General features: G+C 67.8%; 11 protein-coding genes and 2 pseudogenes. 4 read left to right on the forward strand and 9 right to left on the reverse strand.

Translation table 11 applies throughout. The features are described 5' to 3' along the window. Positions 1 to 192: 192 nt before the first annotated feature. The 8 genes and pseudogenes from OHA11_RS22505 to OHA11_RS22540 form a co-directional block, all read right to left on the reverse strand. Positions 193 to 1,836 (reverse strand): long-chain fatty acid--CoA ligase, encoded by a 1,644-nt coding sequence (locus OHA11_RS22505; RefSeq protein ID WP_266507370.1) that lies wholly within the window; start codon positions 1,834 to 1,836, stop codon positions 193 to 195. A 166-nt stretch (positions 1,837 to 2,002) separates the two neighbouring features. Further along, on the reverse strand, positions 2,003 to 2,548 hold the full coding sequence (locus OHA11_RS22510; protein ID WP_143643394.1) for a SigE family RNA polymerase sigma factor: 546 nt from the start codon (positions 2,546 to 2,548) through the stop codon (positions 2,003 to 2,005). 417 nt (positions 2,549 to 2,965) lie between these two features. After that, positions 2,966 to 4,138: a lipid-transfer protein gene (locus tag OHA11_RS22515; protein WP_266499033.1), complete on the reverse strand. Its 1,173-nt coding sequence runs from the start codon at positions 4,136 to 4,138 to the stop codon at positions 2,966 to 2,968. Between the two features lie 140 nt (positions 4,139 to 4,278). Next, positions 4,279 to 4,656: pseudogene (locus OHA11_RS22520) on the reverse strand (MaoC family dehydratase); the annotation flags it as partial. 17 nt (positions 4,657 to 4,673) lie between these two features. After that, the gene (locus OHA11_RS22525) at positions 4,674 to 5,723 is read right to left on the reverse strand and encodes an acyl-CoA dehydrogenase family protein (RefSeq protein WP_266499035.1); all 1,050 of its coding nucleotides are present in this window, start codon (positions 5,721 to 5,723) and stop codon (positions 4,674 to 4,676) included. A 1-nt stretch (position 5,724) separates the two neighbouring features. Continuing rightward, positions 5,725 to 6,702, reverse strand: a complete 978-nt coding sequence (locus tag OHA11_RS22530; RefSeq protein WP_266507372.1) for a bifunctional MaoC family dehydratase N-terminal/OB-fold nucleic acid binding domain-containing protein — start codon at positions 6,700 to 6,702, stop codon at positions 5,725 to 5,727. 38 nt (positions 6,703 to 6,740) lie between these two features. Next, positions 6,741 to 8,042, reverse strand: coding sequence for an acyl-CoA dehydrogenase family protein (locus tag OHA11_RS22535; protein WP_266499037.1), 1,302 nt, complete (start codon positions 8,040 to 8,042; stop codon positions 6,741 to 6,743). Between the two features lie 241 nt (positions 8,043 to 8,283). After that, complete coding sequence (locus tag OHA11_RS22540) at positions 8,284 to 8,595, reverse strand: hypothetical protein (RefSeq protein WP_266499039.1); 312 nt, start codon at positions 8,593 to 8,595, stop codon at positions 8,284 to 8,286. A gap of 381 nt (positions 8,596 to 8,976) precedes the next feature. On the opposite strand from OHA11_RS22540, the gene OHA11_RS22545 reads away from it, so the two are divergent. From OHA11_RS22545 to OHA11_RS22555, 3 genes are all read left to right on the forward strand, one after another. Next, on the forward strand, positions 8,977 to 9,843 hold the full coding sequence (locus OHA11_RS22545; RefSeq protein WP_266499042.1) for a bifunctional DNA primase/polymerase: 867 nt from the start codon (positions 8,977 to 8,979) through the stop codon (positions 9,841 to 9,843). Between the two features lie 601 nt (positions 9,844 to 10,444). Further along, positions 10,445 to 10,936: a DUF4365 domain-containing protein gene (locus tag OHA11_RS22550; protein WP_266499044.1), complete on the forward strand. Its 492-nt coding sequence runs from the start codon at positions 10,445 to 10,447 to the stop codon at positions 10,934 to 10,936. Beyond that, positions 10,929 to 12,146: a hypothetical protein gene (locus tag OHA11_RS22555; RefSeq protein WP_266499046.1), complete on the forward strand. Its 1,218-nt coding sequence runs from the start codon at positions 10,929 to 10,931 to the stop codon at positions 12,144 to 12,146. Before OHA11_RS22550 ends, OHA11_RS22555 begins: the two co-directional genes overlap by 8 nt. 23 nt (positions 12,147 to 12,169) lie before the next feature. Here OHA11_RS22555 and OHA11_RS22560 read toward each other — a convergent pair. After that, positions 12,170 to 12,322, reverse strand: a pseudogene (locus OHA11_RS22560) (YdcF family protein); the annotation flags it as partial. Here OHA11_RS22560 and OHA11_RS22565 point away from each other — a divergent pair. After that, complete coding sequence (locus OHA11_RS22565) at positions 12,305 to 14,368, forward strand: ATP-binding protein (protein ID WP_266507373.1); 2,064 nt, start codon at positions 12,305 to 12,307, stop codon at positions 14,366 to 14,368. The pseudogene OHA11_RS22560 and the gene OHA11_RS22565 sit on opposite strands and share 18 nt — an antisense overlap. Positions 14,369 to 14,464: the final 96 nt, after the last annotated feature.

Genomic DNA, 14,464 nt, shown 5'->3' on the forward strand with positions numbered 1-14,464 from the left:
CAGCCTGCGAACCAGCAAGCCCTGGCTGCACCGGACGTACTGGGAGCACAGGGAGTACCGGCGAGAAGCGCATGTGCGCATACGTGAGTTGGGGCGTTGTTTCACGTGAAACAACGCCCCAACTCACATGCCCTCACATGCCCTCACATAGCGGGCCCAATACACCCAGAAGCCTGCCTATCCTGACGACCGTCAGATCTGGGTGACGTCCAACTCACCCTCCGCGTACTGCCTGCGCAGCACCTTCTTGTCGAACTTGCCGACGCTCGTCTTCGGCACCGCCTCGATGATCGTCCAGCGCTCCGGAAGCTGCCACTTGGCGATCTTGCCCTCGTCGGCGAGGAAGGACCGCAGGGACTCGAAGTCGGAGTCGGCGCCTGCCTTCAACACGACGGTGGCGAGCGGGCGTTCGCCCCACTTCTCGTCCGGTACGGCGACGACGGCGGCCTCTTCGACGTCCGGGTGGGCCATCAGGGCGTTCTCCAAGTCCACGGACGAGATCCACTCGCCTCCCGACTTGATGACATCCTTGGCGCGGTCGGTGAGGGTCAGGAAGCCGTCAGGGCTGATCGTGCCGACGTCGCCGGTCTTGAGCCAGCCGTCCTCGCTGAACTTGTCGGCGGGACGCAGGACTTCGGCATCCTGACCGCCGTAGTACGCGCCCGCGATCCACGGGCCGCGCACCTCCAGCTCACCCGCCGACTCGCCGTCCCATGGCAGCCGCTCGCCGCCCGGTCCGGTCAGCCGGGGCTCGACGCCCGCCGGGAAACGGCCCTGTGTGAGGCGGTACGCGAACTCCTCTTCCGTGCCCACCACCTGGGCCGGAGGCCGCGCGATCGTGCCGAGCGGGGAGGTCTCCGTCATGCCCCAGGCGTGGCAGACGCGCATGCCGAGCTCATCGAATGCCTTCATGAGGGCGGGCGGACAGGCGGAGCCGCCGATGGTGACCTGGGTCAGCGAACTCACGTCACGAGGCTTGGCCTTGAGCTCCGCGAGCAGGCCCTGCCAGATGGTCGGGACGGCGGCCGCGTGCGTCGGACGCTGACTCTCGATCATCTCGGCGAGCGGGGCGGGCTGGAGGAAACGATCCGGCATCAGCACGTTCACGCCGGTCATGAACATCGCGTGCGGCAGGCCCCAGGCGTTCACATGAAACTGCGGGACCACGACCAGGGATGTGTCGCTGTCGGTGAGACCCATGGACTGCGCCATGTTGACCTGCATCGAGTGCAGGTAGATCGACCGGTGCGAGTAGATGACGCCCTTGGGGTCGCCGGTCGTGCCGGAGGTGTAGCACATGGCCGCGGCCTGGCGCTCGTCCAGCTCCGGCCAGTCGTAGCTTTCCGGCTTGTCGGCGATCAGGTCCTCGTACTCGTGCACCTGGACCATCGCCCCGGCCAGCAGCGAACGGTCACCGGGGCCGGACACGACCACGTGCTCGACCGACTTGAGGTGGGGCAGCAGCGGCGCGAGCAGCGGGAGCAGCGAACCGTTGGCCAAAACCACCCGGTCGGCGGCGTGGCCGACAATCCAGACGAGCTGCTCGGGAGGCAGCCGGAGGTTGAGCGTGTGGAGGATCGCACCCATGGAGGGGATCGCGTAGTACGCCTCGACATGCTCGGCGTTGTTCCACATCAGCGTCGCGACCCGGTCGTCGTCCCGGACTCCGAGTTCGTCGCGCAGCGCGTGCGCCAGACGGGCCGCCCGGCCCCCGATCTCGGCGAACGAGCGCCGCTGCGGCTCACTCTCACCCGTCCAGGTGATCACCTGAGATGAACCGTGGATCGTCGACCCATGGGTCAGAATCCTTGAGATCAGCAGCGGTACGTCCTGCATCGTGCTCAGCACGGCGTCCTCCCGGGGGCGACATTGCCTACGCGGTAGTAAGGGCTGCGCTGATTCTGCTCACATACCGGTTGGTATGTCACTACTCAGGGGTGATCGATCACGTCACGACGGCATTGCTTGCCCTGCCATCGACTTTGTACCTCCCCGGCTCTGATCAGCGAACAGGACCCAGTTCCGGGTCCTCACGAAGCTTGCCCAGTGCACGCGACACGGCCGACTTGACCGTACCGATCGACACGCCCAGCACGTCCGCCGTCTGTGCTTCGCTCAGGTCCTCGTAGTACCGCAGGACGACCATCGCCCGCTGCCGCGCCGGCAACTTCATGATCGCGCGCCACATCGCGTCGTGCAGCGCCTGCTGCTCCGCCGGGTCACCGGCCGGCGGAGCCTCCGGCTCCGGCAGCTCGTCGCACGCGAACTCGTCGACTTTCCGCTTCCGCCACTGCGACGTCCGCGTGTTCAGCAAGGCGCGCCGCACATAGCCGTCGAGCGCCCGGTGGTCCTCGATCCGCTCCCACGCGACATACGTCTTCGTGAGCGCGGTCTGCAGCAGATCCTCCGCGTCGCTCGGGTTCGCGGTCAACGAACGAGCGGTACGCAGCAGCACTGGTTGGCGAGCCTTGACGTACGAGGAGAACGACGGGTACGCAAGAGTCCGCGTCGCCGCATTCGAAGCGCTGGTGCAGACGGTTGTGGTCATGGCTCCACGCTAGGAGCGCCCCCTACTCCTGCGGATCGGCCGGAGGTCCCGAAGCCGTGTCCGCCTCAGGTTGTAGGAGGGGGGCCGGCCCCACCTACTGAAGGTGGACGCCAGGCCCCGGCCCTCTGAGGGTTCACCCCTGAGAGACGGCTCCCCCGGCAGTAGCGCGGCCCCCGGAATGATGCGTGAGTAGTACAGCCGCACCCACGAGTAGTCCCCGAGGGTACGCCCGGACGCTCGCCGAGACTGGGGGAGGGCGCACCGGAGGCAGCGCGGACAGGAAGCGGCGCGAATCCGACACCGACCCTCGCCCCGTGAACGAGGCAGCCGACGCGTAGGGCGCCTGAACGCACGGTCCCGCTCCGGCGCCCGGCCCCGGCCCCGTTGCACGCAACGCGCTCATCCGTCCGCCCCGCATCAACCCCGATCGTCAGAGCCCAGGATCAGCCCCGATGTAGGGACCCCCGTCCCCGCGGTCACCAGCACCCTGCGGGCCTCTGGTATCTGGTTCACGGACGTGCCCCGGAGCTGTCGTACGCCTTCCGCCACGCCGTTCATCCCGTGCAGATAGGCCTCCCCGAGTTGCCCCCCGTGCGTGTTCAACGGCAGCCGCTCCTCGGCGACGAAGTCCGCGGCCTCACCCGGCTTGCAGAACCCGAACTCCTCCAACTGCGTCAGCACGAACGGTGTGAAGTGGTCGTACAAAATCCCCACGTCGATTCCGGCCGGCGTCAGCCCGGATGTGCGCCACAGTTGCCGCGCCACCATGCCCATCTCCGGCAGCCCCGTCAGGTCGTCCCGGTAGAAGCTGGTCATCTGCTCCTGGGCCCGCCCCGCGCCCTGGGCGGCCGCGGTGATCACAGCGGGCGGATGCGGCAGGTCGCGCGCCCGCTCCACCGAGGTGACGACCAGGGCCTGACCGCCGTCGGTCTCCTGACAGCAGTCCAGCAGCCGCAGCGGCTCGACGATCCACCGCGAGGCGGCATGGTCGGCGAGCGTGATCGGTCTGCCGTGGAAGTACGCCGCCGGGTTGGTCGCGGCATACTTCCGGTCGACGACCGCCACCTGCCCGAACACCTCGGGCGTCAGTCCGTACGTGTGCAGATAGCGCTGGGCCGCCATCGCGACCCAGGACGCGGGCGTGAGCAGTCCGAAGGGCAGCGACCAGCCGAGCGCGGTGCCCTCCGCCGACGGCTCACGCCGCTGCACTCCGGAACCGAATCTCCGTCCCGACCGCTCGTTGAACGCCCGGTAGCAGACCACCACTTCGGCCACCCCCGTGGCCACGGCGAGAGCCGCCTGCTGGACGGTCGCGCAAGCCGCGCCTCCCCCGTAGTGGACCCGCGAGAAGAAGGACAGCTCGCCCATGCCGACCGCCTGGGCAACCGTGATCTCTGGGCTGGTGTCCATCGTGAACGTCACCATCCCGTCCACGTCGGCCGGCGTGAGCCCCGCGTCGTCGAGCGCGGCCCGCACCGCCTCGACAGCCAGCCGCAGCTCGCTGCGCCCCGAATCCTTGGAGAACTCGGTGGCCCCAATCCCGACGATCGCCGCCCGCCCGCCGAGCGTGTCCCTCGTCCGCACACTCATGGCCGACTCCCCGTCCCGCGGACTGCGACGCCCGAAGCGCCCGCACTACCCACGGCTCCTTCAGCGCCCTCGGCTCCAGCGACCCCGTCTGCTCTGCCTGCCCTGTCTGCTCTGTCCGTCCCATCGCCTCCATCGGCCACCGGGACAGTGACCGTCACCGTCCCGGTGACATGCCTGCCGATCCCATTGGCCCCCACCACCCTGACCGTCACCGTGTCGCCGACCACCGCCTCCACCGTGCCGGTCAACACCATCGTGTCGCCGGGGTAGTTGGGCGCGCCCAGCCTGATCGCGACCCTTCGCAGCACGGATCCGGGTCCGAAGTGGTCCGTGATGTAGCGCCCGGCCAGCCCGTTGGTCGTCAGAATGTTCATGAAGATGTCCGGCGAGCCCTTCTGCCGGGCGAGCTCCGCGTCGTGGTGCACGTCCTGGTAGTCCCTCGACGCGATCGCCCCGGCGACGATGAGCGTGCGGGTGATCTCGATCTCCAGCGGCGGCAGCGCGTCCCCGACCCGCACCGGCCCGACGTCGGCGTTCATACCTCCCCCTCTCCGCGCACGATCAACTCCCCCAGCTCCTGGAGCACTTCGCTCCCGCACCCCAGGTACGCCTCCAGCTGTCGTCCCCACAGAAAGTGCCGGTGCACGGGATGGCCGAGGTCCGCCCCCATGCCGCCGTGCAGATGCTGTCCTGCATGGACCACGCGGTGCCCCGCCTCCGACGCCCACCAGGCCGCGGTCAGCGAGTGCGCAGCGCAGTCCAGCCCCTCGTCCCGCCGCCACGCCGCTTCGTAGACCGTGACCCGTATGGCCTCGGTGTCCATGTACGCGTCGGCCGCCCGGAGTTGGACCCCCTGCTTGGTCGCGAGCGGTCTCCCGAACTGCTCGCGCGTGTTCGTGTAGGCAACCGCCCGGGCCACCGAGCCCGCGCACACCCCGGCCTGCAGCCCCGCGAAGGCGGTACGCGCGGTGGCCAGTACGTCGTCGTACGCCCTTTCACCCTCGACGTCCGCTTCCGGGCCGCCCAGCCGCTCGCCCGGCGTCGAATCCAGGGTCAACCGTCCCGCCGACCAGGGCGCTGTCAGCTCGACCGGGTCGCACCGCGCGTCGACGGTTCGTACGAGCCACAGGCGGTGCTCGTCATCGGCGACGAGGACATGTGTGGCATCGCGGAGCCACGGCACCACGGGAACCACGCCGCTCAACTCCCCAGGGCCGCCCGCCCGTACGGCATCCTCGGACAGGGCGCCGGTCACGACCACCGTTCCGTCTCCGATGCCGGGCAGCAGCCGCTCCCGCTGGTCCGCCGAACCATGGGCCGACACCGCCAGCAGCCCGTACACGCAACTCGCCGCGAACGGCACCTGGGCCGTAGTCCGCCCCTGTTCCTCCAGCAGGAGCACCAGCCCGAGGAGCCCTATGTCCTCGACGGCCGCCGGCAACCCGGCCTCGCACAACGCCTTCCACAGCTCGGCATCGCTGCCGGTGCCGGCAGCAGTCAGCCGCTCGTGCGTGGACAGGTCGCCGAAGATCCGCGCGGCGAGATCGCGGGCCGCCGTCTGCTCCTCCGTAGGCGTGAAGTCCATGTCAGACCCCGCTCCCTTCGACGGCCCGGAAGACCGGCAGCTCCAACTCCTCGTCCACCGGCTGGAATTCCAGCCGTACCGGCATCCCGATCCGGACCCGGTCGTGCGGCACTCCCACCACGTTGCTGATCATCCGCACGCCCTCCGTGAGTTCGATCAGCCCCACCGCATACGGGGGATCGAAGGCAGGGAAGGGCGGGTGGTGCATCACCACGTACGAGTAGACGGTCCCCTCGCCGCCCGCCTCGACCGTGTCCCACTCGGGGCAACCGCACGCGTTGCACCCCGGGAGCCAGGGGAAGCGCAGCGTCCTGCACCCGTCGCAGCGCTGTATGAGCAGCCGGTGCCGGGACACGCCCTCCCAGAAGCCGGCGTTGTCGCGATTGACGACGGGGCGGGGCCGCCTGGGCGGTGAGACCTCGGCAGCCACCGCTGTCTTCGAAACCGCGGCTGCCCCTTCCGGCTTCGGAGCGCTCCTCCTCCGCACCGCGGGCACGTACTTCAGGATCCGGAACCGATGTGTCCCCACTGGCCGGCCATCCACCCGTACATCCGTCCGCGTCGTGACGAAGTACCCCGTGCCCAGCTTGGTCGTCTTGCGCTCGGAGACCGACTCGATCACCGCGTCGAAGGTGATCGCGTCCCTCGGCCGCAACGGCCGCAGATACTCCTGCTCGCAGTCGGTGGCGACCACCGAGGTGTACCCGGCGTCGTCGAGCAGCCCGAGCAGCTCGTCGTACGCCTCAGAACGCCCCGCGTGCCCTGAGAGACCCCCCATCGTCCACGCCTGGAGCATGGTGGGGGGAGCTGTGGCGTCCGCCCCCTCGTACGCCGGATTCGTGTCTCCCATCGCCTCGCACCAGTGCCTGATCATCGGCTCGTTGACCAGATCCTTGCCCACGCCGCCGACCGCGGCGGCCTGTCCCTCGTACACCTTCGCCCGCACGAACACGTCCTCATGAGCGCCGCCCTCGCCCAAGGCCGCCGCCCCCTCTCCCGTCGAAGTCCCCCTCTCGCTCACCGCCGCCCCCTGGCCATCCCGAGCCGCGTCGTCGCCACGATCTCCCGCTGCACCTCGCTCACCCCGCCCCCGAACGTGTTGATCTGTGCCGCCCTGTTCATCCGCTCCAGCTCGCCGTCCCCGAACACACCCGGCGATCCGGCACGGACCAGCGCGTCCGATCCGATAATTTCCTGACACATTCGGTACACCGCGACGGCCGATTCGGTTCCCACGACTTTCACGCCGCTCGCGTCGCCGGGTGCCAGCCGGCCGACCCCCACATCACCCACCAAACGCCAGTTGAGCAGGCGTGTTGCCGCCAGTCGGGCATGTATCTCGGCCAGTTTCGACCGCACCCACGGCTCGTCAACTCTGCGCCGCCCAGTCACCGGATCGGGCGTACGGGCGGCGGCCAGCGCGGCCGCGTAGAAGTCCTCGGCCTGCATGCCGATCGCCGCGAGCGCGACCCGCTCGTGATTGAGCTGGTTGGTGATGAGCCCCCAGCCGCCGTTCTCCTCACCGACGAGGTTGGCCGCCGGGACCCGGATGCCGTCGTAGTACGTGGCCGTCGTGGTCAGCCCGCCCACCGTCGCGATCGGCGTCCACGAGAACCCGGGAGCGTCGGTGGGCACGAGCAGGATCGAGATCCCCTTGTGCTTCGGCGCCTCGGGGTCCGTACGACAGGCCAGCCAGATCCAGTCGGCGTTCTGGGCGTTGGAGGTGAAGACCTTCTGCCCGTCGACGAGCCACTCACCGCCGGCCCCACGCCCCGCACCGCCGCCGCTGTTCCCCGCACCGCCGGGGCTCCGCTCATCCCCGGGGCTTCTCTCGCCCTCAGGGCTCCTCTCGCGCCCCCCGCCCCCCACCCGCACGGCCCGAGTCCGCAGCGACGCCAGATCCGTCCCCGCCGACGGCTCGTTGTACCCGATGGCGAACACGAGCTCCCCGCGCAGGATCCGCGGCAGGAAGAAGTCCTTCTGCTCCTCGGTCCCGTACTTCATGAGTGTCGGTCCGACCGTGTTCAGCGTGACCATGGAGACCGGAGCGCCCGCCCGGCAGGCCTCGTCGAAGAAGACGAACTGCTCGTCGGCACCGCGCCCCTGCCCCCCGTACGCGACGGGCCAGCCGAGCCCCAGCCACCCGTCGGCTCCGATCCGGCGCAACAGCGCCCGCTGCCGGTCCGGGGCATCCGGCTCATCCGAGTCCGCGGGCGAGGACGGTTGCAGGGGTGGCGGTCCGTCCGGCATCAGGTCCCGGAAGTACGTACGGAGTTCGGCGCGCAGTCGTCGCTGGCGCTCGGTGGGGGCGAGATGCACGACGACGGCCCTCCCGGACCTCGTACGAACAAGGGTTTCTGACTGTCCGTCAGATGCGTTCGACTGTCAAGGTCACAGACCTCGACCGCCAGGGGCGCCTACGCCCGCCCCGGAGCACACGCGAACACGTCTGCGCGGCGGCACCGAAGTGCCGCCGCGCAGACGTGTTACCACCCCACAAAGCACCCCACTAAGGAGGCGTACGACCGTCGGGGGTCTCCAGTCCCCGACAGCCGCCGGCTCACCAGAGCTCGGTGAAGTTGACGGCGATGTTCTCGTTCGACTGGTCAATGGCCGTGAACGCGGAACCGTTCACCTGAGCCGTGTTGCTCTGGTTCGAGGCACCGGAGCCGACAGCCTGCTGCTGCGTCGTGGACGAGGTCCCGTAGTTGTCACCACCGACACCGCTGCCGACGACGTTGGCCACGGCCGCGTTCGATCCGTTGTCCGCGATAGCGCCGTTGTCGGCCGCCGCAACACCTGCGAAGAGGGCGGCGGCAAGCGGCAGGGCTGCCGCGGCGGCGAGAAGGCGGGCGGTACGGATGCTTGCCATGTCTATTCCTCCAGAAGCGAAAGTTCGCACCGGCCAGGACCGGCTGAGTACGGCTTGTTCCGAGGCAGTTGGCCGACCGCCTCGGCGTGTGTCACAACGTCGCGAGACCAGAATTGCCCACCGAATCCCCGGCGAACCACCCCGGAAGCCACTATTCGCTCGCAAGCGTGAAGACATGTCGATAAACCCTCTCCACATCCCCGAAACCGCAGCTCAGGACGGTGCGGGCACCCCAACCCCATACACCGCAAGGGACAAAGCGTTCCGGCACGTTTTCAGCCAATCCCCCAGGGCCGGTTTCCACCCCTCCCAACCCGACCCCCTTCACCCAACCCCCGGGGCACCCTTCCTTTTTTCGAACACTCGTACGAACATGGAGTCATGGCCACCATCGACCGGCAGGCCACGACGCTGGCCCTCGCACACGCCCTGTCAGCCGCCGAACGCGGACTGGCAGTCATCCCGCTGTCCCGCGCCAAACTCCCGGCGCTGCGCTCACCCCACCGCGACGACCCGACGGCCCCGCTCTGCCACGGCGAGTGCGGCCGCTTCGGACACGGGGTGTACGACGCCTCGACCGATCCGCTACGCATCCGAGAACTCTTCGCCACCGCCCCCTGGGCCACCGGCTACGGCATCGCCTGCGGCCTGGACCCGCACCACCTGATCGGCATCGACCTCGACACGAAATCGGGTACGGACTCGTCCGCGGCGCTCCGGGAACTGGCTCTGCGCCACCTGTTCACGATCCCCGAGACGGTCGTCGTGCTGACCCCCAGCGGCGGCCGCCACGTCTGGCTGAGCGGCCCACCCGACATCGTCGTCCCCAACTCCGCGGGTCGCCTGGCCCCCGGAATCGACATCCGCGGCGCCGGCGGCTACCTCGTCGGCCCCGGTTCACGCACGGAACACGGCGTCTACGGCACGGCCCCGGGCACCGCCCACCTGGCACCGGCCCCCTGCCCGCCGGCCCTCCTGCAACTCCTCCTGCCCCCACCCCGCACCAACCACCACCCTGCCGCCGCGACAGGCCAACACGGCCAGGGCCTCGTCCAGTTCGTCCTCGCCGCCCACGAGGGCCAGCGCAACACCCGCCTCTTCTGGGCCGCCTGCCGCGCCTACGAGAACGGCCTCGGCCCGGAGGTCACCGAAGCCCTGGTCGACGCCGCCGTCCGCACAGGCCTCACCGAACGCGAGGCCCGCTCGACCATCACCTCGGCCTCCCGCATGACGAGGCACCGCCCCTAGGCCGACCGCAACGGAAAACCCGCCCCCTGGGAGCCCTAGAAAACCGAGAGCAGCCGAAACGACAAGGCACGCACGCGCGTGCACCCCAAAACACCGGCGCAAAGCACCTGCCCACCGCCAACACAGCAGGGGCGTCCGGCACCTCTCGGTTCCGGACGCCCCTGCTTCTCGCACTGCGGTGGGTGTGGGATTTGAACCCACGGTGACATCGCTGCCACGACGGTTTTCAAGACCGCTCAAAAGCACCGACCCCAACCGGCGCTGACCAGCCAGTTTATCGGTTCGAGCCGTTCCGTTGAGAGCGTCCTGGCCAGAGGATGGCCAGGAGCAGGCCAGGAACGGCCGTCAGCAGCTCGGGCAGGCGTCACCGCCCGGCAGCAGTCCGGTCACCGGCACGAGGTCAGGAGGCCCTGTCAGTGGGGCGAGCTAGCGTTCGATACATGACTACCACTCAACCCCTGCCTACAGCCGGGCAGTTGATCTACCCTCCTATGAGACGGAATGAAGGGTGTGTCGCATGGGGGGTTCGCCGGGGGCGGACAGTGGAGGCAAGTCCCGGGCTCAGAACATCAAGGCAGTACACCCTCGAACCGTCACGAAGATGATGGAGCAGCTCCAAGAGGGGTACGTCTCCAGTGTGGCGGCGAGCGCCGGCTGCTCCGCCGAGGTGATCGGCAAGGACACATTCGGGGTCGACGTCCAGTTCATCCGCCCTGCTCCTACGCACCTGGAGCAGGAGGGGCTGCTCTTTGCTCAGTTGAAGTGCACAACGCAGGTCGTCCCAGACCGCGACACCAAGTCGTTTCAGTACCGGTTCTCCAAGCGTGAGTACTTTGAGGGCCTGGCTGCCACCCGCGTGTACCCCAAGAAGATCTTGATCGTCATGACGGTGCCGTTCGAGCAGCTCGGATGGACAGAGGTGGTGGACGGCGGTCTACTCGTCAAGCGCGAGTGCTACTGGATGCACTTGGAGGGTCAGACGTCAAAACTGGTGAAGCCGGTAATCGACGTCCCAACCGACAACGTTTTTGACGCAAATGCCCTAATCAAGATCATGGAAAGGCAGGACAGGGGTGAGTCACTTGATGGATGAAGTCGAGGCCGCAATCCCTGAAAATGTCGATCCAAACAGATTGCGAGTAGTCCTTAAAGATCTGGGATGGCAAAACGTGGGCGGGCGTGAGGGCATCTATGCTCGGTATGCCCCACCCAGTGAAGCGGGCACGCTGTCAGGAGCGCCGAGCGTTCTGATTCCCCTCGATCAGAACGCAGTGGACTACCCCCGACTGATGTACTCGGCGTTGAGTCAATTGGCCCATCGCAGAGATTTTTGGACGCGCTCTCTCTATCCTCGGCTTGCGCTGTCATCCTCAGACGAATTCCGCTTCCGAAAAGAGTCAAGTGCTCCGAGTGGTCTAATTTCGTGGCGCCACGGGGAGCGTCTCATCGAATGTGCTAGAAGAACTCTTTTGGCTGGAGCCAAGTACTACCTGGGGGCAGAACGTCATTTCGTGAACCGCCACGGAAGGTTCGCCGGCAGGTATTTGGACCGCGTGATGATGGGGCAAACAGCGCCTGGAAGTTACATCGTCACCGCTTTGGCACCCCCCGATGACCAAGTCAGCCTAAAGCCGTCCGCTGAGCCACTCAGCTCTACGTGGGACCCCGGCGCCATTCGACTCCGAACTGTCAACGAGGCAGTCGCGCATGCTGTCGGGGCAACCGTCGAGGCGCTGGAACACTACCGATCAAGTGGCTCCCTGGCAGGCTTCGAGAGCGGCGTAGTGGATGGCATTTCATACGAGATGACGAACGCCATCCTCGGCATCGCCGCAAACGCCGATGAGTCGGATATTACGATCGAGTGGGATAAGGCGTCGACTCCACCGACTGGAGTTGCCAGCCACTTCGAGTTCCTTGCTTCGGATGTTCCAACACTTGCCCAGGCTGCGATTAGGCTTGCCGAGGATCAGTCAACCGCGCAAGTGTCCATCACTGGCAGGGTGCATTTGCTGGCTAAGAAACTAGCTGGTAGTGCCGGGGTTTTTGGCGTAGATTCCCTTCAATCCGCAGGACCACGGAAAGTACGCGTACGACTCGCGGACGACGAGGACTATCACGAGGCCATCAGGGCCCACGAGGAAGACCTTGCTATTCAGGTGAGTGGTCGACTAGAGAAGGAAGGAAATCTTAGTTGGCTCTATGACGCGACGGTGATTCGCACTTTGGGCCCCTTGGATGAATATGAATCTTCTCGACGCGCCCATCCGGAAGTTAACCCCGATCAGATCGAAATGTTCTGAGCTGTTTGACTTCGTCTCGACGGTCAACCCTTGGTGGCAATGTCAGGAATAAGCCGACTCGCGAAGCCAAATTGGCGGAGGCGCTCATACGCTTGGGCTACATCGTTCGGGATGAATTGTTCGATCATGAAGCCCTGGCTTGGATACACCATGAGTCGCTGCTGCGCTCCCACAAGACCGTGGTGCCCGACCCGCCCGCCGCACCCGTGGTGCCGCTGTGGGTGCGCTCGGGCCGCGCCGTGAAGACCGCCGTGACGCACGAGCGGACCAAGACCGGTGCGCGGGCGGTCGCCCGGCACGGCCTCTACGTGTGGGGCGGGGGCCGGATCGTGGCCCGTCGCACCTGGGACGGCCGCACCGGCGCCCGCTACGAACGGTTCCTCCGCGCGGCCGAAGCCGCGGGGAACATGGAATTGGCTGGCGAGTGGGAAGAGCGGTTGCAGCACTTCCGCGACGCCCGGCACCGCCGCCGCATGGACCTGCTCACCTCACCCATCGACCTGGCCAAGGGCGCCCTGGTCGGCACGGGCATGAGCATCGGCGCGCTGGTCGGCCTCGGGGTCGTGATGGCCATCGCCAACAAGGACATCAGCGACGTCATCACCCCCATCAGCGCCGTGATCGACTTCATCAACCTGCTGATCACCATCGTGCGAGTGGTGTGGGGACCGGCCCTCACGATCGGCCCGTTCCTCGCCCTGCTCGCCCTGTGGGCCGTTGGCCGACACCAGCAGGCAGCACCCCAGTGGGCATTGCCCGCCAACATCCGCTCCGGCGAGGGGGAGCCGATCACCCCCTCGATCGTGGTCAAGGCACTGCGTGACCTGGGGGTTCCGGCCCTACGGGGCGCCATCAAGGAGATGGGCGACGCCGGCGCATCCATGCTGGGACCGATCCGCATCGCCGGATGCGGCGTGGAAGTCGACGTCACGCTGCCCTCGGGGGTGTCGACGATCGAGGTGCAGAACCGGCGCCGCAAGCTCGCGGAGAACCTCACCCGGCACGAACACGAGGTGTTCATCACCATCCCGACCGCCGCCCGCACGGTGCGGCTGTGGGTGGCCGACTCCGGCGCTCTGGATGAGCCGATCGGCCCGTCTCCGCTGGTCACCGACGAGACGATGACCGCCGACTACACCAAGGGCCGCGCCCCGTGGGGGCAGGACCTGCGCGGGGATGCCGCGCTGCTGAGCCTGTTTCAGCGGATGCTGCTGGTCACCGGCATGTCCAACCAGGGCAAGACCGCCGCCCTGCGCGCGCTCGCGCTGTGGATCGCGCTGGATCGCACGGTGGAGTTCCGGGTGGCCGACCTCAAGGGCGCCGGTGACTGGGCCATGTTCGACGGGCTCGCCACCGTCCTGATCCAGGGACCCACCGATGAGCACGTGATCGAGGCGACCGAGATGCTGGAGAGCGGGGTTCAGGAGATGAACCGCCGTCTCCAGGCCCCGCCCGGCACCTCGTTCCCGCCGCTGATCCTGCTGGTCGACGAGGCACAGGTGGCGTTCATGTGCCCCGCCAAGGACGAGGACAAGCGCCCCTACGGCGGGTCCAAGGCGAACTCCCGGTACTTCATGGCCTGCCGGAAGGTCCACAACCAGGGCCGCGCCGTGAACGTGCTGCTGTGGCAGGGCACGCAGGACCCGACCGACCAGAACCTTCCCAAGCTGGTCCGCGAGGGCGCCCACACCCGCGCCTCGCTCGCCCTGGGCACCGAGTCGCAGGCCCGCATGGCGCTGAGCGACAAGGCCGTTGACGGCGGCGCCGCGCCGCACCTGCTGCGCCCGGGGCTCGACAAGGGAACGCTGGTCGTCGCGTCCGACGGCATCGAGATTCCCGCCGGACAGGCATCCATCACGGTGCGCACGCACTACATCAGCACCGACGACGCGAAGGAGATCGCGGCCCGCGCCAAGGCACTGCGAGACGGGGTCACCACCCTGCACGTGATCGAGCGGGGCGAGGAGCGCGACCCGCTCGCGGACATCGCGTCCGTGGTCGGCACCGCGGCGCGGGTGCGTACGCAGGACGTCATCAAGCGGCTGTCCGCCCTCAATGCGGACGCCTACGGCGACTGGTCGTTCGGCGACCTCACCCGCGTTCTCGACGGCACCGGAGCCGAGCCGTACAAGTCCGACGGCGTCATGGTCATCGGCCGCGACCGGCTCGCCCGCGCCCTCGCCAACCGCGACAGCGACGGTTCCGCTTCCGCCAACGGATGACAGGGAGCCAACCCCCGACGGGGCAGGGAGGCAGGGAGAACTCCCTGAACCCCTCCCTGACCCGCCTCCCTCGCCCTGACCTGCACGAATGATCGT

This window comes from Streptomyces sp. NBC_00878, from assembly GCF_026341515.1.
Lineage (GTDB): Bacteria > Actinomycetota > Actinomycetes > Streptomycetales > Streptomycetaceae > Streptomyces.

Coding starts and splice junctions, on each gene's coding strand:
- OHA11_RS22550 (WP_266499044.1), top strand. CDS start 10,445: ATGATGGAGCAGCTCCAAGAGGGGTACGTCTCCAGTGTGGCGGCGAGC.
- OHA11_RS22505 (WP_266507370.1), bottom strand. CDS start 1,836: ATGCAGGACGTACCGCTGCTGATCTCAAGGATTCTGACCCATGGGTCG.
- OHA11_RS22525 (WP_266499035.1), bottom strand. CDS start 5,723: ATGGACTTCACGCCTACGGAGGAGCAGACGGCGGCCCGCGATCTCGCC.
- OHA11_RS22545 (WP_266499042.1), top strand. CDS start 8,977: ATGGCCACCATCGACCGGCAGGCCACGACGCTGGCCCTCGCACACGCC.
- OHA11_RS22510 (WP_143643394.1), bottom strand. CDS start 2,548: ATGACCACAACCGTCTGCACCAGCGCTTCGAATGCGGCGACGCGGACT.
- OHA11_RS22555 (WP_266499046.1), top strand. CDS start 10,929: ATGGATGAAGTCGAGGCCGCAATCCCTGAAAATGTCGATCCAAACAGA.
- OHA11_RS22540 (WP_266499039.1), bottom strand. CDS start 8,595: ATGGCAAGCATCCGTACCGCCCGCCTTCTCGCCGCCGCGGCAGCCCTG.
- OHA11_RS22515 (WP_266499033.1), bottom strand. CDS start 4,138: ATGAGTGTGCGGACGAGGGACACGCTCGGCGGGCGGGCGGCGATCGTC.